Origin of the sequence: Cryptosporangium phraense (assembly GCF_006912135.1) — a bacterium.
Lineage (GTDB): Bacteria > Actinomycetota > Actinomycetes > Mycobacteriales > Cryptosporangiaceae > Cryptosporangium > Cryptosporangium phraense.
Genome location: NZ_VIRS01000020.1, coordinates 93,395 through 112,201, shown reverse-complemented (window position 1 = coordinate 112,201; position 18,807 = coordinate 93,395). Strand labels below are relative to the sequence as shown.

The 18,807-nt window shown below is 72.7% G+C and carries 20 protein-coding genes; 4 read left to right on the top strand and 16 right to left on the bottom strand.

Annotation, left to right across the window (positions count from 1 at the left end; all coding sequences use genetic code 11):
* Positions 1 to 147: 147 nt before the first annotated feature.
* Positions 148 to 1,344, bottom strand: a complete 1,197-nt coding sequence (locus tag FL583_RS26325) for an FAD-dependent monooxygenase (RefSeq protein WP_142707507.1) — start codon at positions 1,342 to 1,344, stop codon at positions 148 to 150.
* Positions 1,345 to 1,388: 44 nt separating this feature from the next.
* Here FL583_RS26325 and FL583_RS26320 point away from each other — a divergent pair, with 44 nt between their 5' ends.
* Positions 1,389 to 2,186, top strand: coding sequence for a TetR/AcrR family transcriptional regulator (locus FL583_RS26320; RefSeq protein ID WP_142707506.1), 798 nt, complete (start codon positions 1,389 to 1,391; stop codon positions 2,184 to 2,186).
* A 1,454-nt stretch (positions 2,187 to 3,640) separates the two neighbouring features.
* Here FL583_RS26320 and FL583_RS26315 read toward each other — a convergent pair.
* From FL583_RS26315 to FL583_RS26280, 8 genes are all read right to left on the bottom strand, one after another.
* Positions 3,641 to 3,844: a cold-shock protein gene (locus FL583_RS26315; RefSeq protein WP_073266715.1), complete on the bottom strand. Its 204-nt coding sequence runs from the start codon at positions 3,842 to 3,844 to the stop codon at positions 3,641 to 3,643.
* A gap of 120 nt (positions 3,845 to 3,964) precedes the next feature.
* Complete coding sequence (locus FL583_RS26310) at positions 3,965 to 4,582, bottom strand: TIGR03086 family metal-binding protein (RefSeq protein WP_142707505.1); 618 nt, start codon at positions 4,580 to 4,582, stop codon at positions 3,965 to 3,967.
* 27 nt (positions 4,583 to 4,609) lie between these two features.
* Complete coding sequence (locus FL583_RS26305; RefSeq protein WP_142707504.1) at positions 4,610 to 5,551, bottom strand: PaaX family transcriptional regulator; 942 nt, start codon at positions 5,549 to 5,551, stop codon at positions 4,610 to 4,612.
* 10 nt (positions 5,552 to 5,561) lie between these two features.
* Positions 5,562 to 7,013, bottom strand: coding sequence for an AAA family ATPase (locus FL583_RS26300; RefSeq protein WP_142707503.1), 1,452 nt, complete (start codon positions 7,011 to 7,013; stop codon positions 5,562 to 5,564).
* 17 nt (positions 7,014 to 7,030) lie between these two features.
* On the bottom strand, positions 7,031 to 7,492 hold the full coding sequence (locus FL583_RS26295) for a MaoC family dehydratase (RefSeq protein ID WP_142707502.1): 462 nt from the start codon (positions 7,490 to 7,492) through the stop codon (positions 7,031 to 7,033).
* Positions 7,489 to 9,000, bottom strand: a complete 1,512-nt coding sequence (locus FL583_RS26290; protein WP_142707501.1) for an acyl-CoA synthetase — start codon at positions 8,998 to 9,000, stop codon at positions 7,489 to 7,491. Before FL583_RS26290 ends, FL583_RS26295 begins: the two co-directional genes overlap by 4 nt.
* Positions 8,993 to 9,871 carry an amidohydrolase family protein gene (locus FL583_RS26285; protein ID WP_142707500.1) on the bottom strand — a complete coding sequence of 293 codons (879 nt, stop codon included), beginning with the start codon at positions 9,869 to 9,871 and terminating at the stop codon, positions 8,993 to 8,995. The genes FL583_RS26290 and FL583_RS26285 overlap by 8 nt, the downstream gene beginning before the upstream one ends.
* Positions 9,868 to 10,782, bottom strand: coding sequence for an SDR family NAD(P)-dependent oxidoreductase (locus tag FL583_RS26280; protein WP_142707499.1), 915 nt, complete (start codon positions 10,780 to 10,782; stop codon positions 9,868 to 9,870). Before FL583_RS26280 ends, FL583_RS26285 begins: the two co-directional genes overlap by 4 nt.
* Before the next feature lie 68 nt (positions 10,783 to 10,850).
* On the opposite strand from FL583_RS26280, the gene FL583_RS26275 reads away from it, so the two are divergent.
* Positions 10,851 to 11,270, top strand: a complete 420-nt coding sequence (locus tag FL583_RS26275; RefSeq protein WP_142707498.1) for a MarR family winged helix-turn-helix transcriptional regulator — start codon at positions 10,851 to 10,853, stop codon at positions 11,268 to 11,270.
* Here FL583_RS26275 and FL583_RS26270 read toward each other — a convergent pair.
* From FL583_RS26270 to FL583_RS26245, 6 genes are all read right to left on the bottom strand, one after another.
* Entirely contained in the window at positions 11,260 to 12,369 is a 1,110-nt protein-coding gene (locus tag FL583_RS26270) for a CapA family protein (RefSeq protein WP_142707497.1), read from the bottom strand. The genes FL583_RS26275 and FL583_RS26270 overlap by 11 nt on opposite strands.
* On the bottom strand, positions 12,366 to 13,145 hold the full coding sequence (locus FL583_RS26265; protein ID WP_142707496.1) for an amino acid ABC transporter ATP-binding protein: 780 nt from the start codon (positions 13,143 to 13,145) through the stop codon (positions 12,366 to 12,368). Before FL583_RS26265 ends, FL583_RS26270 begins: the two co-directional genes overlap by 4 nt.
* Positions 13,142 to 13,996 carry an amino acid ABC transporter permease gene (locus tag FL583_RS26260; RefSeq protein WP_142707495.1) on the bottom strand — a complete coding sequence of 285 codons (855 nt, stop codon included), beginning with the start codon at positions 13,994 to 13,996 and terminating at the stop codon, positions 13,142 to 13,144. Before FL583_RS26260 ends, FL583_RS26265 begins: the two co-directional genes overlap by 4 nt.
* On the bottom strand, positions 13,993 to 14,892 hold the full coding sequence (locus tag FL583_RS26255; protein ID WP_142707494.1) for a transporter substrate-binding domain-containing protein: 900 nt from the start codon (positions 14,890 to 14,892) through the stop codon (positions 13,993 to 13,995). Before FL583_RS26255 ends, FL583_RS26260 begins: the two co-directional genes overlap by 4 nt.
* Before the next feature lie 208 nt (positions 14,893 to 15,100).
* Positions 15,101 to 16,123: a uroporphyrinogen decarboxylase family protein gene (locus FL583_RS26250; protein WP_142707493.1), complete on the bottom strand. Its 1,023-nt coding sequence runs from the start codon at positions 16,121 to 16,123 to the stop codon at positions 15,101 to 15,103.
* 9 nt (positions 16,124 to 16,132) lie between these two features.
* Positions 16,133 to 16,702: a TetR/AcrR family transcriptional regulator gene (locus FL583_RS26245; protein ID WP_205752472.1), complete on the bottom strand. Its 570-nt coding sequence runs from the start codon at positions 16,700 to 16,702 to the stop codon at positions 16,133 to 16,135.
* A gap of 75 nt (positions 16,703 to 16,777) precedes the next feature.
* On the opposite strand from FL583_RS26245, the gene FL583_RS26240 reads away from it, so the two are divergent.
* Both FL583_RS26240 and FL583_RS26235 read left to right on the top strand, forming a co-directional pair.
* Positions 16,778 to 18,223, top strand: a complete 1,446-nt coding sequence (locus tag FL583_RS26240; protein WP_142707491.1) for an FAD-dependent oxidoreductase — start codon at positions 16,778 to 16,780, stop codon at positions 18,221 to 18,223.
* A complete protein-coding gene (locus FL583_RS26235; RefSeq protein WP_142707490.1) occupies positions 18,217 to 18,534 on the top strand; it encodes a putative quinol monooxygenase in 318 nt (105 codons plus the stop codon). The genes FL583_RS26240 and FL583_RS26235 overlap by 7 nt, the downstream gene beginning before the upstream one ends.
* Here the strand turns inward: FL583_RS26235 and FL583_RS26230 are convergent.
* Positions 18,531 to 18,806: a DUF6295 family protein gene (locus tag FL583_RS26230; RefSeq protein ID WP_142707489.1), complete on the bottom strand. Its 276-nt coding sequence runs from the start codon at positions 18,804 to 18,806 to the stop codon at positions 18,531 to 18,533. The two genes, FL583_RS26235 and FL583_RS26230, sit on opposite strands and share 4 nt — an antisense overlap.
* Position 18,807: the final 1 nt, after the last annotated feature.

Genomic DNA, 18,807 nt, shown 5'->3' with positions numbered 1-18,807 from the left:
TCAGGACGCCGTGGGCGTGGCCCAGGCGGCGATCCGGCAAGGCGGAGCCTTGTCCGGATACCGCTGTTGTATCCGGACAAGGCGACAACGCCTCCGGTCGTCGTCTGGGTCGCGGCCACGGTGGGCTGCTGGCTCATGAAACACGCCTTAGTTGTAGGCCGGCAGGGCGGGTTCGTCGGCGAGCTTGCGGGTGCCGCCGAGCATCGAGCGGCGGACCAGCGCGTTGCTCAGCATCGTGTTGCGGGCCCACAGGCCGTAGGCGGTCTTCGGGGCCAGGAACCGGCCCGGGTGCGCGCCCCGCTGCCAGCGGCCCGCGTAGGGGCGCATCCGCTGCTCGTAGGCGGCCAGCGCGGTGGCCACGTCACCGCCGGACGACGCCAGCTCCCCGGCCAGCACGTAGGCCCCGACGATCCCGGTCCCGACGCCCATTCCGCCCAGCGTGACGCCCCAGGCGGCGTCCCCCAGTAGCGCGACGCGGCCGGTCGTCCAGGACCGGGCCGAGACGCGGCTGATCGCGTCGAAGTAGATGTCGGAGGCCTCGGAGAGGCCAGCCAGCATCTCCGGGACGTGCCACCCGAGGTCGGCGTAGGTGCGCCGGATCAGGCCGCGGGGGTCGTCGTACGGGATCTCCTCGGGCGCGGTGAAGACCGCGAGCGCGGTCGCGGTGCCGTTCCCGCCGGACAGGGCCGCGGTGCGGCCCGGCACGCCGTAGTGGCGCGCGTCCGGCCCGAGGTCGAGGTCGGTCGGGAAGCTCCAGCCCGCGATGCAGTAGCCGAGGTTCTTCACGAACCGCTCGTGCGGACCGAACCGCAGCCGGCGGACCGCCGACCGGACTCCGTCCGCTCCGACCACCAGGTCCGCGGTCAGCCGCTCCCCACTGCTCAATTCCACGCGGACGCCTTCCGGCGACTCGCTGAGCGCGGTGATCGACGTGCCGAAGCGGTAGTCGGTGTGCGGGGCGCTGCGCCGGTACAGCACCGCCGAGAGGTCGCGGCGGAGTACCTCGAGGTCGCCGCCGGTGAACTCGGCCGGGAGCCGGAAGATCTCCCGGTCCTGGGCGTCGACGGTGATCATCGCCGACCCGCCGGTCTGGAGGGCGCGCAGTTCGTCGAGGACGCCGAGGCGCTCGAGCACGCGTTCGTGGGTGGGGCCGCGGAAGTCCACGGCGAAGCCGGACTCGCGCAGGTTCGGGGCTACCTCGACGACCGTGACGTCGTGGTCGTGGCCGTGGCCGTGGCCGTGGCCGTGGCCGTGGCCGGGGCCGGGGCCGTGGCCGCGGCGGGACAGGGCGGAGGCGAGGGCGGGGCCGGCAATTCCGGCGCCGGAGATCAGGATCTTGGGCATGTCAAAACTGTATCCGTTGGATACAGATTACGCTAGACGCTGTTATGGATCAGATCTCTGTGTTGTGGGACGAGCCGCCGACACCCAAGCGCGGCCCGCGGCCGGCGTTCACCCGGACCGACATCGCCCGGGCGGGCATCGACCTGGCCGACGCCGAGGGGCTGGCCGCGGTGACCATGCAGCGCATCGCCGAGGCGCTGGGGGTGACGAAGATGGCGCTGTACCGGTATGTGCCGGGGAAGGCCGAGCTGGTGGCGCTGATGGTCGACATCGGAATGGGCCCGCCGGAGCCGTTCGGGACCGGCTCGCGGGCCGAAGCGGGGCGGCCGTCCGAAGCAGGAGGGCCGGGCGAAGCAGGGCGGCCGGGCGAAGCGGGGAAGCCGGCCGAAGCAGGGGGGCCGGGCGAAGCAGGGGGGCCGGGCGAAGCGGGGTGGCGGGCTGTTCTCGATGCCTGGACGCGCGGGATCTTCGCGCGGTTCTGGGCCCACCCGTGGGCGCTGGAGGCGACCCTCGGCCCCCGGGTGATCGGGCCGAACGAGACGGCCTGGACCGAGTCCGCGCTGGCCGCGCTGACCGAGACGGGGCTGACCGGCGCCGAGGCGCTCGACCTGGTGGCGACGCTGGCCGGGCACGCCCGCAACCTGGCTCAGCAGGGGATCGCGACCGGTGGGGAGGGGGCGGTGGAGGCGGGGTTCCGGGTCGCGTTGACCCGTCACTCCGACCGGTACCCGGCAGTGGCCGCGGCCTGGGCGTCGGCTGCCGGGGGCGGCCGGGATGACGCACTGACGTTCGGCCTGGAGCGCATCCTGGACGGAGTCGAGGCGTACCTCAAGACTCGCTGACCGCCACCGTTCGCCGCGCGCCGCCGGGCAGCCCCGCGACGTCCCGGTCGTTGCAGCCGCTCGCCGCGCGGCGGAACACCGGGACCTCCTGGCGCCGCACCCCGGGCGCGCCCGACCGACTAACCTCGGCCAGCGCCCCGACGCGCAGCCCGCCCGACCCGCGCAGATCCCCCCGCCACCAACCGCAGCGCCCCGGCGCGGCAGCCCGTCCGGCCCGCGCATATAGCCCCGCCGGTAGCCGCAGCCCGTCGGCGCGGCAGCGCGCCCGCCCCGCCCGGCCCGCGGCAGCGCCCCGGCGCGGCAGCCCGCCCGGTCCGCGCGGAAACCCACGCATCGCCAACCGCAGCACCCCGACGCGGCAGCCCGCCCAACTCGCGCAGATCGCCCCGCCGCCAACCGCAGCGCCCCGGCGCGGCAGCGCACCCGGTCCGCGCGGAAACCCCCGCACCGCCGACCGCAGCACCCCGGCACGGCAGCCCGCCCGGCCCGCCGGGAAGCCGCCCCACCGCCAACCGCAGCACCCCGGAACACCAGCCCGCCCGGCCCGTGCGGAAGGTCCCGCGCCGCCGACCGCAGCGCGCCGGGGAGCGGTGGGCGCGACGCTCGTCGGGGCGGGGCTGGACCGATCGACCAGGGTGACCGCGCCGAGCGGGCGCGGAACGCAGTCGGAGGCCTCGACGAGCGGAGGCGCGGTGAACGGCGCGACCAGGCCGGTGGGACCGTGAGCGTGACCTCGACTGTGTTGGCCACACCAGGGTGGTCGGTGGGATACAGGCACACGCCGATCCCGCCGCGCTCGCCGACCAGCTGCTGTCGATCGTTAGAGACAGGCCCGCCCGCAGCATCCCCCTCGCGCGGGTCGGCTCCGGGCCACGCGGCGTCCAGAGAAGGCCCGGAATGCGACCGGGCCGGATGCGCCTCGCGCAACGTGGCGTGACCGCACCTGGCGGGACGTAGCGTGACCGCACCTCGCGGACGTGGCATACAGGCCAGCCGCTGCAGGCGCGAGCGCTGGCCGGCCAGGGCCGTCGGGTGCGGCCGTCGGTCCGGGCTCGGGTCGGCGGCCGAGACGCGGTCGAGATGGGACGGAGTATTGGTTCCGCCGGTCCAGTACAGCGCGCGTCGCGCTTCGGCGGCTCACGTGCCAGCGGCCGCCCGGCGGGCAGCCTCCGGCCGCCCGGCGGGCAGCCGGACCCGCCGCTCCAGCGCCAGCACCTCGGTCCCGCTGCCTCCGCGAGAGAGGGCCCATCGGACGCCCGGTGCGTGGCGACCGCCCGCGGCGCGACCTGCCCGCCGACGTCAGCCTTCGAGGCGGCGAGTGCCCGCGGTCCCCCGTCCGCGTAGGCGCTGAAGTCGAGTTCGCCGCCGCCGTGAACGATGTCCAGGGAGAGGCGGGCAAGCGAAAGGCCCCCGCCCGGGAACCGGACGAGGGCCTGTCGTGTGCGGTGTGATGCCTACAGCGGTCGGATGTTCGCCGCCTGCGGGCCCTTCTGACCCTGGGTGACGTCGAACTCAACCGCCTGTCCGTCGGTCAGTTCCTTGTAGCCCTGAGTCTGGATCGCCGAGTAGTGGGCGAAGACATCCGGACCGCCCCCGTCGGGCGCGATGAACCCGAACCCCTTCTCTGCGTTGAACCACTTCACGGTGCCAGTAGCCATACGGTGTATCCCTCGAAAGCGCGGTCCCATTGCGGACCACTGGATGACAGGCTGCCAGGTCGCAGCCACACTGCAAAATCTCCACGCGCAAAACAACGTCTATGAGCGTGTCGCGCCAGCCTAGTGCATGGCTGTTCGCGGGTTCCGTCCCATCTGTGCCAACAACTCCGTTTGCCGCTCGGCGCCCTCTGAAACCTCCGGAGCGGGGTCGAAATAGCGGTGGGTGGTGCCCGCGTCGGCCGGGGTCTCGGCCAGCCCCTCGTAGATCGCGCCGAGCGACGTCACAGCCCACTCGACCAGCCCGGGGTCCAGGATCTCGTCGTCGCCGATCGCCCGGGCCAGGTCCCAGGTGTGGATCAGCGTGTCGGTCGTGCGCACGGCCAGGACCTGGGCGCCGTCGGCCGGGCCGAGGGGGTAGTCCAGGGGCCGGTCGAGCGCGCCGGGCTCCGCGAAGGCGTCCGCGCAGGCCCGGACCGACGAGACGAACGTCTCGACCGGGTCCTCCCCGAGCGCGTCGGCGTCCCGCAGACGGAGGAAATCCGCCGCGGTCGCACCGCGCAGCAGCGCCACGTAGTTGAGGTTTCCCCGGGTCATGTGGTTCACCAGCGCCCGGACGTCCCACTCCCGGCACGGCGTCGGCCCGGCCCACTGCCCCGGCCGCACGCGGCGCAGCCGCCGTTCGAACCCCGCGCCGGCGAGAACGTACCGCTCGACGATCCCCTCGACGTATCCGCTCACGGCCTCGAGCGTGCCGAAATCGGCCGGCTACTGCTGGCGGGAAGCGGACGCCGTCCTGTGGTGGGCGGTCCGGCCGGCCAGGTCGGGGTCGTGCCGGGCGACGATCTGCCGGAAGCGCAGGGCGGCCAGCTCCCCCAGACCGTCGTAGAGCTCACTGAACAGCGCGTGGGCGGCCGGACGGGGCCAGTCGGCCGGTAGGAGCTCAGCGGGCAGATCAGGGTCGAGTCCGGGGAACACCCGCCAGTCCTCGAGCAGACGGGTCCGGGCGGTCAGCGCGGCGGCCGGCGTCACCGACCCGGCCCGGACCTCCTCGGCCAGCGCCTGGTGCTCGGCCAGGAACGTCTGGTAGGCCGACTGGATCCCGGTCAGGTCCCACGCGGTCAGCGGCGCGCACCCGACCGCGGTCTCGACGACGCGGAACGCGCTGAGATTGTCGACGCCCACGGCCTGGAACACCTCGCGCAGCGCGTCCAGGCCGGCGTGCGGGGAGATCCAGAGCCCGTCGAAGAGCGGCGCGAACCCGAGCCAGCGCAGGTAGCTGCGCAACTGGTGGCGCAGCCTTCGCTGTTCCTCGGGGATGCTGAACGCGGCCAGCGTCCAGCGGCCGTCCCACTCGCGGGCCGACGGGCCGAACTCCAGCACGGTGCCGTTCTTGTGCCGGATGTCCTGCTGCCCGATCTCCGAGAGCCGGTAGTACGCGTGGCGCCCGACCCGGGTCGTGTCCAGCACCCCGCGTTTGACCAGCCGGTTCGCGGTGGCGCGGGCACTGGTCTCGCTGATCCCGAACTCCGCGACCAGGTCGATGAGGACGCCGAGCGGCAGGGCGGCCCCGGCGTCGAGCCAGTGCTCGCCGAGCAGGCCGGTCAGCAGTCGCTGGGGCGAGCCACCGGTCTGGTGACGCGGGAGCACCGATCCCTCGAGCGCCCGCCGGAGGACCAGAATCTCGACGGGCAGCGGTTCGGCAGCCATACCCGCGAGCCTAACCGCGCCCGCCCGCCCACCGGTCGCCCCCATCCAGACCGCCAGCCCCGCCCAGACCGCCAGCCCCATCCACGAGCCCGTCCGAGCCGAGCAGGGACCGGGTGATCGCCTGGGCGTCCGAGAGCATCTCGTCGAGCGCCCCGGCCAGGTCGGCGTCCCCGGCGTCCCGGCCGGCCTCGGCCGCGATCAGCACCGCCCGCCGCACCAGCTCCTTCGCGAACGACGCGGTCGTCCCCTCGGAGCGGCGAGCCGCCGCGTCCAGCGCCGAGACGCTGAACGGCAGGCCGCGCGCGTACAGCGCGATCAACCGCCGCCGCGACGACGTATCCGGCAGCGGCACCTCGATCGCCAGGTCGACGCGCCCGGGCCGCTGGGCCAGCGCCGGCTCCAGCACGTCCACCCGGTTGGTCGTCAGCAGGAACGCGACGTCGGCGTCGTCGGACAGGCCGTCGAGGGCCTCCAGGACCGCGAACAGCAGCGGCTGCGACCCCGGGTAGTGGTCGCGGTCCTCGGCGACCAGGTCGCAGTCCTCGAGCACCACCAGCGCGGGCTGCAGGGCCCGCGCCATCTGCGCGGCCTCGGACACGTACTGGATCGACGGCCCGGCGAGCAGCACGACGGTCAGGTCCGGCAGGGCCCCGAGCAGGTACCGGACCGTGTGCGTCTTACCGGTCCCGGGCGGCCCGTGCAGCAGCAACCCCCGCTTCAGGTGCTGCCCTGCGGCCCGCAACCGATCCCGGTGCTCGGCGACGCCCGCGACGTGCCGCCGCACCCGCTCGAGCACGCCGTCGGGCAGGATGATGTCGTCCGGGGCCAGCGCCGGCCGCCGGTGGAACGTGATGCCGCCTACGCCGGCCGCGTAGTCCGAGCCGCCGAGCGAGAGCACCTGCCCCCGGAACACCGAGAGCCGCAGCATCTCGACCCGGACGCTCTCGATCAGCCGCAGCGCGACGCCCGCCTCGACCGCGAGAATCTCCATCTGCGCGGTCGGCTGTCCGTACTGCGGATCCGGCCCGCGCTGCAGCACGACGACCGGCGACCCGTCGACCGAGAACAGCCGCAGGCCGAACGAGATCGCCGGCCTCGTGTCGTCCGGGCCGATGGCGACGTTCACGTAGTCGACCGCGCCCACCGGGAACTGCCCGAACCGGTCGGCGGCCTCGAGGATCTCGCTCAGCGAGCTGTGCCGCCGCTGGGTTCCGCCGCCGATGCCGAGCAGCCGGGCGTCCGGGCCGGCGACCGCGTCGAGGGCCAGGTCGAGGTTCACCAGCAGGTGCCCGGCGTGCGGCTCGGTGACGACCGGCAGCCGCCGGGGATCGGTGCCGAGATGCTCGGTGAGCGGCGGGATCAGCGCGGTCGCGTCGGACTGCCGATTCCGCCGCTCACCGTGCACGACCTCCTCGAGGAACGTGCGGAACGTGTCGATGAAGTCCTCGGTGCTGCGGTCCACCGGGGAACGGTAACCAGTTACCTCGGGCCGTAGGTACGGAATATCGGCTCGGCGATGCACACCGGCTTGGACGCGCCCTCGGCCTCGATCACCGCCCCGATCGTCAGCTGATAACCGCCCGCGACCTCCTCGACATCCTTGAGCGTCGCGGTCAGCCGGATCTTCGCCCCGACCGGCACCGGGGCCGGGAACCGGACCTTGTTCAGGCCGTAGTTCACGCCCATCGTCGCGTCGGTCACCCGCAGCACCTGCGCGTACATCGGGATCAGCAGCGACAGCGTGAGGTAGCCGTGGCCGATCGGGCCGCCGAACGGGCTCTCGGCCGCCGCACGCTCCGGGTCGACGTGGATCCACTGGTGGTCGTCGGTCGCGTCGGCGAACAGGTTCACCCGCTCCTGGGTGACCTCGAACCAGTCGCTGGAGCCCAGTTCGGTGCCCTTCAGCGACGGCAGCTCGGCAATCGTCGTCGTGGTGGTCATCGGTGCCCGTCCTCTCGGAGTTCCGCCTTACGGATCTTGCCGGTCGCCGTCTTGGGAAGCTCGGGAACGAACGAGAAGTCCCGCGGCACCTTGAAGCCCGCGAGCCTCTCCCGCAGGGCGGCGCGCAGCTGCGCAGCGTCCGGATCGGCACCGTCGGTGAGCACGACGAACGCGCGCCCGACCTCGCCCCAGGTCTCGTCGGCGACGCCGACGACCGCCGCCTCGGCGACCGACGGCAGGTCGCGGAGCGCGGACTCGACCTCGGCCGGGTACACGTTCTCGCCGCCGGAGATGTACATGTCCCGGTACCGGTCGCGGATCGTGAGGAACCCGTCCGCGTCGACGCTGCCCGCGTCGCCGGAGTGGTACCACCCGTCGACCAGCACCTCGGCGCTGCGCTCGGGCTCCCGCCAGTAGCCGGCCATGACGTTCGGTCCCTGCAGGACCACCTCGCCGATCTCGTCCGGCGCCGTCTCGGTCCCGTCCGTGCGGACCACGCGGACGTCGGTGAAGAACTGCGGACGCCCGGCCGAACCGACGTGCGCGATCGCGTCGGCGGAGTCGAGCACGGTGCCGGCCGGAGCGGTCTCGGTCATGCCGTAGGCCTGCTGGACGGTGAGGCCGCGGTCGAGCCAGGTGCGCAGCGTGTGCATCGGCAGCGGCGCGCCGGCCGCCGCGACCGTGCGCAGCGACGACAGGTCGCGGCTGGTGAAACCGGGGTCGCGGGCCATCGCGTCGAGCATCGTGGGCACCGCGAAGAAGCTCGTGATGCGCTGCTCCTCGATCGTGGCCAGGATGCTGGCCGGGTCGAACGCGCGGACGATGACCACGCTGCCGCCGCGGAGCAGCGTCGGGTTGACCGTGCCGTTGAGGCCGCCGATGTGGAAGAGCGGGGCGAGCGCCAGCGTCCGCTCGTCCTGGGCGAAGTCGAACCCGAGGATCTGGTTGAGGCAGGCCCAGGTCATGTTGCCGTGGGTGAGGACCGCGCCCTTCGGGCGTCCGGTGGTGCCGGACGTGTACATGATCAGGCAGGGGTCGTCGAGGGTGACCGGCTCGTCGCGGGCCTCGGGGTCGGCCAGGATCTCCTCGTAGGGCAGCGAGTCGGTCCCGTCGGGCTCGGCCGCGACCCAGGTCGGGATCGTCGTCGTCGTCCGCAGCTGCGCTGCGACCGCTCCGTGCCCCTTCCCGTGGACGACGAGCGACGCGCCGCTGTGCTCGAGGACGTACCGGGCCTCGGACGCCGTGAAGCGGGCGTTGACCGGGACCCAGATCGCGCCGAGCTGGCCGCACGCGTACAGGGTCTCGAGCGCGGCCGGGTGGTTGGCGCCGAACCAGGCGACGCGGTCGTCCCTCCGGACCCCGAGCCGGCTCAGTCCGCCGGCGACCCGGCGGACCCGGTCGGCGAACTGCTCGTGCGTGGTCGTTCCGCCGTCGAACCAGAGAGCGGGCCGCTCCGGGCTCATCCGGCGGCGCCGCTCGGGCCAGGAGCCCAGGCCGGCGTTACGCAAGGCCCAGCGCCTTGATCGCGTTGTCCTTGAGGACGAGCGGACGGACCTCGTCTCTGATCTCGAGCTTCTCGAAGTCGGCGAGCCAGCGTTCGGGACGGATCAGCGGGTAGTCCGACCCGAACAGCACCTTGTGCTTGAGCTGCCGGTTCGCCGCGTGGACGAGCTGCGGCGGGAAGTACTTCGGCGACCACCCGGAGAGGTCGATGTAGACGTTCGCCTTGTGCGTGGCGACCGAAATCGCCGCGTCCTGCCAAGGCACCGACGGGTGGGCCATGATGATCGTCAGGCCCGGGAAGTCGGCGGCGACGTCGTCGAGCAGCATCGGGTCGGAGTAGCGCAGCTTGATGCCCCGGCCGCCCGGCAGGCCGGCGCCGATGCCGGTCTGGCCGGTGTGGAACAGGGCCGGCACGCCGAGCGCCTCGATCTCGGCGTAGAGAGGGTAGACGGCCGGGTCGTTCGGCACGAAGTTCTGGAAGCTCGGGTGGAACTTGAAGCCCCGGACGCCGTGCTCCTCGACCAGCCGGCGGGCCAGCTTGAGGCCGGCCGTGCCCCGGGCCGGGTCGATCGAGCCGAACGGGATCAGCACGTCGGGGTGCTGGGCGGCCAGGTCGGCGATCTCGGAGTTGGAGAGCGCGGGCTGGCCGGTGGCGGCCTCGGCGTCGACCGTGAAGATGACCGCGGCCATGTTCAGCCGGCGGTAGTCCTCGGCGATGTCGGGGACGGCCGGGTCGTAGGGGTCGCCCTTGAAGTACCGGGCCGCGGCCGCGCCCAGCTCGTCGTCGAGCGCGAGGTGGCCGTGGGTGTCGGCGTGCACGTGGACGTGCACGTCGATCGCGGCCAGCGAGGCGACGTCGAGCCGCCCGCCGGTCACTGGGCGCTCTCCGGCGAGGGCAGCTGCTGGCCGACGGTCTGCTGGTGGGCGGCGAACGCGGCCGGCCAGGCGTCGGCGATGGCGTCGGCCGACCAGCCGGTGCCGTCGGCGAACTCGATCGCGATCTCGGCCGGGTGCGACCACAGGGCCAGCCGGTCGCCGCCGATGCCGATGGCCTGGCCGGTGATGTCGGCGGCCGCGTCGGAGGCCAGGAACGCGACCAGGCCGGCCGCGTCCTGGGCCGTGCCGAACCCGAGCTCCTGACGCGCGAACCGGGGCAGCTCGTCGCCGTTCTCCAGCGCGTCGACGTACGGCTTCAGGAACGGCATGGTCTCGGTCATCGCGGTGGCCGCGACCGGCACGACCGCGTTGACCGTGATCTGCGCCCGCGCCAGCTCCAGGGCCCAGGTCCGCACCATCCCGACGATGCCCGCCTTGGCCGCGGCGTAGTTCGTCTGGCCGAAGTTGCCGACCTGCCCGGTCGGCGAGCCGACGCAGATGATCCGGCCCGGGACCTTGTTCGTCCGCATCCAGGTCGCGGCGGCGCGGGTGCAGGTGAACGTGCCCCGCAGGTGCGTGGTGATCACCGCGTCGAACTGTTCGTCGGTCATCTTCCACAGCGTCGCGTCGCGAAGGATCCCGGCGTTGTTGACCAGGACGTCGAGGCCGCCGAACTCGGTCACGGCCCGGTCGACCAGGGCCTGCGCGGCCTCGGACGTGCCCACCGGGACGACCTCGGCGACCGCGGTGCCGCCGGCGTCCCGGATCGCGCCGACCGCCGCGTCGGCGGTATCGCTGTCGACGTCGTTCACGACGACTCTGGCGCCGTGAGCAGCCAGCATCCGCGCGTAGGCGAGACCCAGACCACGTCCGCTACCAGTAACGATGGCGACCTTGCCGGATAAATCCATGTCGTTACCTCCTGGCTGATGACGCTAGAGTTAACCGTTGAGGGTGTCAATAATTGAGGAGCTCACCAATGCCGTTCGTCGACAACATCGGTTTCCTGATGTCCCGGGCGAGCGGGCAGCTGGTGCGCGCGACCAACGCGGCCCTGGGGTCGGAAGGGCTGCGGGTGCGCCAGTACTCGGTGCTCAGCGTGGTGTGCGAGTCGGGCGGCTCGTCACAGCGCGAGCTGGCCGCGGTGCTCGGGCTCGACCCGAGTCAGGTCGTCGCGCTGGTCGACGACCTGGACGCGGCCGGCCTGGTCGAGCGTCGCCCGTCCCCGGCCGACCGTCGCACGAAGGTCGTCGTCCCCACCGAGGCCGGGATCGCCGCGGGCGAGCGGGCAGCCGGGCGCGCGGCGAAGGCACTGGAGGAGACGCTGGCACCGCTCACCGACGAGGAGCGCGCGACGTTGCGCACGCTCCTCGCCCGGGTCACGTTCGCTACGCGCTGAGCACCACTCGCCCGTTCTGCGGGGTGAACGTCGTGGGCAGCCCGGCCCGCCGGCTGATGTCCTCGATGTAGCCGGTGACCTCGGGGTACTCCCCCACGTGCGGTGTTCCCGTCGCGTCGATCCAGCACGGGATCAGGCCGGCCTCGGCCAGCGTGCCGTCGTCGGCGAACCGGCAGGCGGCGATCGCGGTGTTGCGACTCTCCGGGTGGAACGGGTAGTAGGGCATGTCCGGGTCGGGGGCGAACCCGTAGAGCTCGACCCGCTTCCTGGCCCAGGTCGTGCGTTCGGCGCTCTCGCCGCCCTTCGGGTTCAGCGCCCTGGTGACGGTCACGAAGTTGCCCAGCCCGTGGTAGATCGGCGCCCCGCGGTACATCTCGACCCCGCGCATGATGTGCGCGTGGTGCGCGACCACCATCGACGCTCCGGCGTCCACGGCCGCGTGGGCGAGCGGCCGCTCGTACATCGCGATCGCCGCCGGCGTGTGCCCGACGCCCTTGTGGAACGCGACCACGACGACGTCGGCGCTCTCCCGGGCCGCGCCCACGTCGGCGGCCATCCGCTCGAGCGACGCCGGGTCGGCGAACGTGAACACCTCGGGCGGGCCGCCCGGGCTGGCGTGGTCGAGCTCGTAGTGGGTGAGCACCCGGACGTACGCGCACCCGGCCTTCCGGCTGGTCGCCCACGACTCCCGCGGTCCGACCGCGTTGTAGCTGAGCACCGCGACCGTCGGCCCGGACGTCGTCACCAGCGCCGGGGTGCGGGCCGCGTCGAGCGACGGCCCGGCGCCGGTGGTGGCCAGGCCGGCCGCCCGGCAGGCCTCGATCGTGTCGAAGATGCCCTGCTCGCCGACGTCGAACACGTGGTTGCCGGCCAGCGTGGCGACGTCGAAGCCGGCCGCGCCCATCGCCTTCAGGTGGGCCGGGTCGGCCGGTGGCGCCGGGACGTCGGTGCTGATCTGCACGGTCGACGTGCTGTGCGGCACCTCGACGTGCCCGATCACGACGTCGCCGGTCGCCAGCGTGTCGCGGGTCCCGTCGAAGAACCGGGACGGGTCCGGCTCGTCCAGAATGATGTCCCCGACCGCCAGTACCGTGATCATTTCGCTGCTCCCGCGGTGTAGCGCGCCAGGAACTCCCGCAGCCGCGGGGTCTGTGGCGCATCGAACAAGGTGGCGGCCGGGCCGGTCTCGACGACCCGCCCGGCGGCCATGAACACGACCCGGTCGGCGACGTCCCGAGCGAACGCCATCTCGTGGGTGACCAGCAACATCGTCAGGCCGGCGGTGGCCAGGTCGCGGATGACCCGGAGCACTTCGTCGACCAGCTCGGGGTCGAGCGCGCTGGTCGGCTCGTCGAACAGCATGATCCGGGGCCGGGTCGCCATCGCGCGCGCGATCGCCACCCGCTGCTGCTGGCCTCCGGAGAGCTGACGCGGGAAGGCGGCTAGTTTTTCCGCCAGGCCCATCTTCTCCAGGAGTTCGGTGGCTCGCCGCTCGGCGTCGATCTTGGAAGTACGGTGCACCAGCATCGGCGGGTCGGTGACGTTCTGCAGGACCGTCCGGTGCGGGAACAGGTTGAACTGCTGGAAGACCATTCCCATCCGGCGCCGCTGCGCGGCGATCGCCTTCTCCGGGAGCGTCCGCAGACGGTCACCGGACCGCACGTGCCCGAGGAGCTCCCCGTCGAGGTACATCGCGCCGTCGTCGATCGTCTCCAGCTGGTGGACGCAGCGCGCGAGCGTGGATTTGCCGGACCCGGAGGGGCCGATGACCGCGACGACCTCCCCGGCGTGGACGTCGAGGTCGACGCCGTCGAGCGCGACGTGGTCGCCGTAGACCTTCTTCAGGCCGCGGACGGAGAGGACGGGGTCGCTCATCGGCGCTCCCCTCGGGCGAAGTGGCGTTCCAGGCGCTGCTGGCCGAGGCTGAACAGCGAGACCACGACCAGGTACCAGGCGCAGGCGACGACGAGCAGCGGCACGACCTGGTAGGTCTGCCCGTAGATCGCCTGCACCGAGTACAGCAGGTCGGCCATCGCGATGACGCTGACCAGCGAAGTTCCCTTCAGCACGGTGATGAACTGGCTCCCGGTGGGCGGGATGATCACGCGCATGGCCTGCGGCAGCGTGACCCGGAAGAACGTCTGGCCGCCGGTGTAGCCGAGCGACCGGGCCGCGTCGCGCTGCCCGGAGTCGACGCCGATCAGCCCGGCCCGGACGATCTCGGCCAGGTACGCGGCCTCGTTGAGCCCGAGGCCGAGCACGGCCGCGGTGACCGGCGTGATCAGGTCGTTGCTGCTCCACCGGACGAACTCGGGCCCGAACGGGAGGCCGAGCGAGATCTTCGGCAGCAGGTAGCCGAGGTTGAACCAGAAGATCAGCTGGACCAGCGGCGGGATCGACCGGAACACGGTCACGTACGCGGTGCCGGCCCAGCGCAGCGGCGCGAACGCCGACAGCCGGCAGGCCGCGATCGTCGTGCCGAGCAGCAGCCCGACGACCATCGCCGCGACCGCGAGCAGCACGGTCGTGCCGAGCCCGCGCAGCACCGAGGGCTCGAACAGGTACCGGCCGACGACGTCCCACTCGAACGCCGGGTTGAACACCAGGAAGTGGACCAGCTGCGCGGCCAGGACGAGCAGGACCGCGCCGATCAGCCAGTGCGCCCACGGGATGCGGGACCGGGCGTGGGCGGCGTAATCGCTCTTCGGGTCGGCCGCCAGAGTCATGCCTTCTCCGCGAGGTTGATCGCCGGCGCGTCGACCGCGACGTCGGTCAGCCCGTACTTCTTCATCAGGGTCTGGTAGGCACCCTTCGCGAACAGGACCTTGAACGCCTCCAGGATCACCGGGCCGAGCTTGCTCGCCTTCGGGGCCAGCAGCGCGAGGTTGTCGACCCCGGCGCCCTGGGCGTCCTCCTGCAGCACGTACTTGTACGTGCCCTTCGGGGCCTTGTTGACGATGTCGACGACGCCGGACTGGGTCGCGCCCAGCGCGTCGGCCCGGCCGGAGCGGACGGCCAGGATCGTCGCGTTCGTGTCGGCCAGCGGCTGGGCCTCGACGGCCGGCGCGCCCTGCTCGGAGCACCAGGTCGAGAGCGCCTTGAGCTGGCCCTCGACGATGCTGCCGGCGACGTAGGAGACCGTCTTGCCGCAGAGGTCCGCGGCCTTGGCCAGGCCTTTCTCGGCCGGGAACAGGTAGGCGGTGCGCGAGGTCATGTAGACGACCGCGTCGAAGTCGGCCTCGCGCTCGGCGGTGTCCTTGACCGGGCCGTTGAACGCGTCGAAGCGCTTGGCCTTCATGCCGGTGAGCGCGGCCGGGAGGCCGGCGATGACCTCGATCCGGGTCTTGACGCCGAGGACGTCACCGAGCGCCTGCTGCAGGTCGGGGTCGAAGCCGGTGACCTTGCCGCCCTGGGCGACGACCCGGTAGGGCGGGTGCGGGTCGCCGGCGAAGACGAGCTCGCCGGAGTCCTTCACCGACGGCGGGAGCCGGTCGTGCAGGTCCTGGCGGAAGAGGTCGCTCTTCGCCGGAGTCTCGTCGGACGAGGAGGTGGTGCCTCCGCAGGCGGAGACGGCGAGTACGACGGCGCCTAACAGGGCGGCGAGGGCGCTCCGAGTCCACATCTCTGACCCCTTCGTCAGTGAGACGATTCGATGACGTGCGCAACGAGTAGTGTCACGCGTTGTGCGACAGAGTGTCGTACGTCATACGGGGGGCGCGTCAAGAGTTAGCGGCTTTGTGTGACAGTTTTCTGCTCGATCGACCATGGTGCGCCGCACAAGCACGACGAAGGCCCGGCCGCTTCGGCGGCCGGGCCTTCGGTATCGGAGGTCAGGAGAGTTCGGCGCGGAGGGTTGCGGCGGCGGCCGCCATCGATCGCATCTTGCCGTCGGCCGACTCGCGGGGCAGGTACTTCATGCCGCAGTCGGTCGAGATCACCAGCCGCTCCGGCGGGACGTATTCGAACGCCCGCCGCACCCGACCGGCCACGACGTCGGCCGACTCGACCTCCGGGGTCGACAAGTCGATGACGCCCAGGATGATCGTCTTCCCGGACAGGTCGGCGAGCACGCCGAGATCGAGCTTCGACTGCGCGGTCTCGATCGAGATCTGGTCGGCCGTGCAGGCGGCCAGCTCGGGCAGGAACGAGTAGCCCGCCGGCCGCTCGTGCACCAGGGCCGCGTACCCGAAGCACAGGTGCACCGCGGTGGTGCCGGTGACGCCCTCCAGCGCCCGGTTGAGCGCTTGCACGCCGTAGGACCGGGCTTCGTCCGGACGGGCCTGGAGCCACGGCTCGTCGATCTGGACGATGTCCGCCCCGGCCGCATGCAGGTCCTTGATCTCGGCGTTCACCGCGGCCGCGTAGTCCATCGCGGCGGCCTCGGCGTCGGGGTAGTAGTCGTTCTGCGCCTGCTGGGACATCGTGAACGGCCCGGGCACCGTCATCTTGACGATCCGATCGGTGTGCACGCGCAGGAACCGGACGTCGTCGACCTGGATCGGCTTCTGCCTGCGGATCGGGCCGGCGATCCGGGGCACCGGGTACGGCTCGCCGTTCCGGTTGATCGTGGTGCCCGGGTTGTCGAGGTCGACGCCGTCGAGCGCGGTCGCGAAGTGGTTCGAGTAGCTCTCCCGGCGCATCTCGCCGTCGGTCACGATGTCGAGGCCAGCTTCCTCCTGGGCCCGGACCGCGACCCGGGTGGCGTCGTTCTGCGCCTCGGTGAGGTTGTCGGGCTCGACGCGCCAGAGTTCCTTGGCGCGGACCCGCGGAGGCATGCGCCCGGCGAGCTTGGACCGGTCGATCAGCCAGTCCGGCTGCGGCAGACTTCCCACCACTGACGTCGCAAGGAGCATTCGTCAAACCTATACCGCGCCGGTGGGCGCCCGAGATGTGAGGTAGTGGGCGAACACCGGGCCGAGCCACTCGGCCAGCGTGTCGTCGTCCATCGCCACCAGCGGTGGCAGCCCGATGATGTGCCGTCCCACGGCGACGCCGACCAGGTGGGCCCCGATCAGCGCGGCGCGCTCGTCCGGGCGGTCGACCGCCACGGTGCCGAGCGCGGGCGCGACGAGCCGGGTGAACATGCCGGCCAGCGCGTCCGCGGCGGCCCGGTTGGTGGCCGCGGCCCGGAGCAGCGGGAGCAGCGCCCCCTCCGGCGACCAGGCCTTCGCGAACAGCGGCAGCAGCACCGACGCGACCCGCTCGGGCGGCACCGACGTCAGGTCGGGGATCTCGACGTCGAGCTCGGACGCGGCCGCGAACAACCCGTCCTTGTTCCGGAAGTAGTGCATGACCAGCGCCGGATCGACCTCGGCAGCGGCCGCGACGGCCCGGATCGTCGTGCGCTCGAACCCGTGCCGTCCGAACTGGACCCGGGCCGCACCGAGGATCGCGGCCCGGGTGGCCTGGGGGTCCGCGCTGCGAGCTGCCACCGCGCGAGCGTAGTTCATCAGGCGTTGACATGCGGAGTAGCGTCCAGATCAACACTCGTTGAACAGGAGGCCCCCATGGACGTGATCGTGGTCGGAGCCGGCCCGACGGGACTGACCGCCGCCGGTGACCTGGCGCGCAGCGGCCGCTCGGTCGCCGTGCTGGAGCGCTGGCCGCACCCCAACCCGGCCAGCCGGGCGTTCGCCACGATGGCCCGGACGCTGGAGGTGCTCGACAGCCGCGCGCTGGCCGACGACCTGCTCGCCAACGGCACCCGGACCCCGTCGGTGAACCTGTTCGCCGGGGCCCGGCTCGACCTGTCGCACCTGCGCTCGCGCTATCCGTTCGGGTTCGTCACGCCGCAGACGAACGTCGACAGCGCGCTCGGCCGGTACGCCGCCGCGCAGGGGGCGACGATCCTGCGCGGGCTCGAGGTCGTCGCGGTGGAGCAGGACGCGGACGGCGTCCGCGTCACCGCCCGGCCCAAGGACGACCCCGACCCGCTCGACCAGCGCGAGTTCACCGCGCGCTACCTGGTGGCGGCGGACGGGGCGCACAGCACGGTCCGGCGCCTGCTCGGCCAGGACTTCCCGGGCCGGGCGGTGCTGTCGTCGGTCGTCCTGGCCGACGTCCGTCTCACCGACGGACCGACCGACCCGGGGCTGACGCTCGGGAGCACGCCCGACTGCTTCGGGTTCCTCGCGCCGTACGGGCACGACGGGTGGTTCCGGTCGATGACCTGGGACCGGCACCACCAGGTGCCGGACTCGGCGCCGGTCGACGCGGACGAGATCGTGACCGTGCTCGACCGGGCGATGGGCCGGGACGTGGGCGTCGCCGAGGTCGGGTGGCACTCGCGGTTCCACTGCGAGGAACGGCAGGTCCGCCGGTACCGGGCCGGCCGGGTGTTCTTCGCCGGGGACGCCGCCCACGTCCACTCCCCGATGGGCGGCCAGGGCATGAACACCGGCATCCAGGACGCGGCCAACCTGGCCTGGAAGCTCGACGCCGTGCTCGGCGGGGCGCCCGACGCGGTGCTCGACACGTACCACGACGAGCGGCACCCGATCGGGAAGCGGGTGCTGCGGCAGTCCGGGCTGATGATGCGGGCGGTGACGCTGCGGCCGCGGGCCGCCCGGGCGGTCCGCGACCGGGTGGCACCACTGGTGCTCCGGCGTCCCCGGGTGCGCGACGCGATCGCGGGCAGCTTCGCCGGCACCTCGCTGCGCTACGGCGCCGGGTCCCTCGTCGGCACCCGGGCGACCGAGGTGCCGCTGGCCGGCGACCGGCTGACCGTCGTGCAGCGGCGGCCGGGGTTCGTGCTGATGCGGGAGGCCGGCCGGCGGCCGGTCCCGTGCGCCGAGGCTTTGGGCGTCGCCCAGGCCGAACGCACGGACGACGGACCCGCGCTGCTGGTCCGGCCGGATGGCTACGTCGCCTGGGCCGGATCCCTGGACGACGCCGGCTGGGTCACCGCCTACGAGCAGTGGACCGGCGCGGCCCGGGAGGTAGCGCCGTGCTGACGATCACCGCGCGCTTCCGGGTGCGGCCGGAGTGGACCGACCGCTGGCCCGGACTGGTCGACGAGTTCACCCGGGCGTCCCGGGCCGAGGACGGCAACCTGTACTTCTGGTGGTCGCGCGACCTCCACGACCCGACGGTGTTCTACCTGATGGAGGGGTACCGCGAGGACGCCGTGGAGGCGCACCTCGCGTCCCCGCTGATCCCGGTGATCACCCGCACCTGGCCGCAGGCGCTGGTCGAGACCCCGCGGATGATGATGGCGACGATCCCGGGCGAGGCCTGGGGCCCGATGCAGGTCCTCCCCGTCTAGGCGAGGGATTCCTCCAGCAGCGCGGGCGGGGCCGCGTCGAGCATGGCCAGGATGTTCTCGGCCAGCGCCCGGGCGGCGGCCGGATCCAGCTCCACCGCGACCCGGGCCGCCGCCCCGAGCCCGGGATTGCGGAAGTCGACGTTCAGCGTGTGGGACTGCGGCGCCGCCACCGGGTGGTCGAAGTACACGGTCGCGTCGGTGAGCGGGAACCAGCCGTCGCGGCCCTTGCCGGCCCCGCTGATCGGCAGCGTCGCGGTCTCGTACGTACACATG

What these genes read in the sequence shown, in the direction of transcription:
- FL583_RS26325 (WP_142707507.1), bottom strand. Translation starts at nt 1,344, where the DNA reads ATGCCCAAGATCCTGATCTCCGGCGCCGGAATTGCCGGCCCCGCCCTC.
- FL583_RS26320 (WP_142707506.1), top strand. Translation starts at nt 1,389, where the DNA reads ATGGATCAGATCTCTGTGTTGTGGGACGAGCCGCCGACACCCAAGCGC.
- FL583_RS26315 (WP_073266715.1), bottom strand. Translation starts at nt 3,844, where the DNA reads ATGGCTACTGGCACCGTGAAGTGGTTCAACGCAGAGAAGGGGTTCGGG.
- FL583_RS26305 (WP_142707504.1), bottom strand. Translation starts at nt 5,551, where the DNA reads ATGGCTGCCGAACCGCTGCCCGTCGAGATTCTGGTCCTCCGGCGGGCG.
- FL583_RS26295 (WP_142707502.1), bottom strand. Translation starts at nt 7,492, where the DNA reads ATGACCACCACGACGACGATTGCCGAGCTGCCGTCGCTGAAGGGCACC.
- FL583_RS26280 (WP_142707499.1), bottom strand. Translation starts at nt 10,782, where the DNA reads ATGGATTTATCCGGCAAGGTCGCCATCGTTACTGGTAGCGGACGTGGT.
- FL583_RS26275 (WP_142707498.1), top strand. Translation starts at nt 10,851, where the DNA reads ATGCCGTTCGTCGACAACATCGGTTTCCTGATGTCCCGGGCGAGCGGG.
- FL583_RS26270 (WP_142707497.1), bottom strand. Translation starts at nt 12,369, where the DNA reads ATGATCACGGTACTGGCGGTCGGGGACATCATTCTGGACGAGCCGGAC.
- FL583_RS26265 (WP_142707496.1), bottom strand. Translation starts at nt 13,145, where the DNA reads ATGAGCGACCCCGTCCTCTCCGTCCGCGGCCTGAAGAAGGTCTACGGC.
- FL583_RS26260 (WP_142707495.1), bottom strand. Translation starts at nt 13,996, where the DNA reads ATGACTCTGGCGGCCGACCCGAAGAGCGATTACGCCGCCCACGCCCGG.
- FL583_RS26255 (WP_142707494.1), bottom strand. Translation starts at nt 14,892, where the DNA reads ATGTGGACTCGGAGCGCCCTCGCCGCCCTGTTAGGCGCCGTCGTACTC.
- FL583_RS26250 (WP_142707493.1), bottom strand. Translation starts at nt 16,123, where the DNA reads ATGCTCCTTGCGACGTCAGTGGTGGGAAGTCTGCCGCAGCCGGACTGG.
- FL583_RS26240 (WP_142707491.1), top strand. Translation starts at nt 16,778, where the DNA reads ATGGACGTGATCGTGGTCGGAGCCGGCCCGACGGGACTGACCGCCGCC.
- FL583_RS26230 (WP_142707489.1), bottom strand. Translation starts at nt 18,806, where the DNA reads ATGTGTACGTACGAGACCGCGACGCTGCCGATCAGCGGGGCCGGCAAG.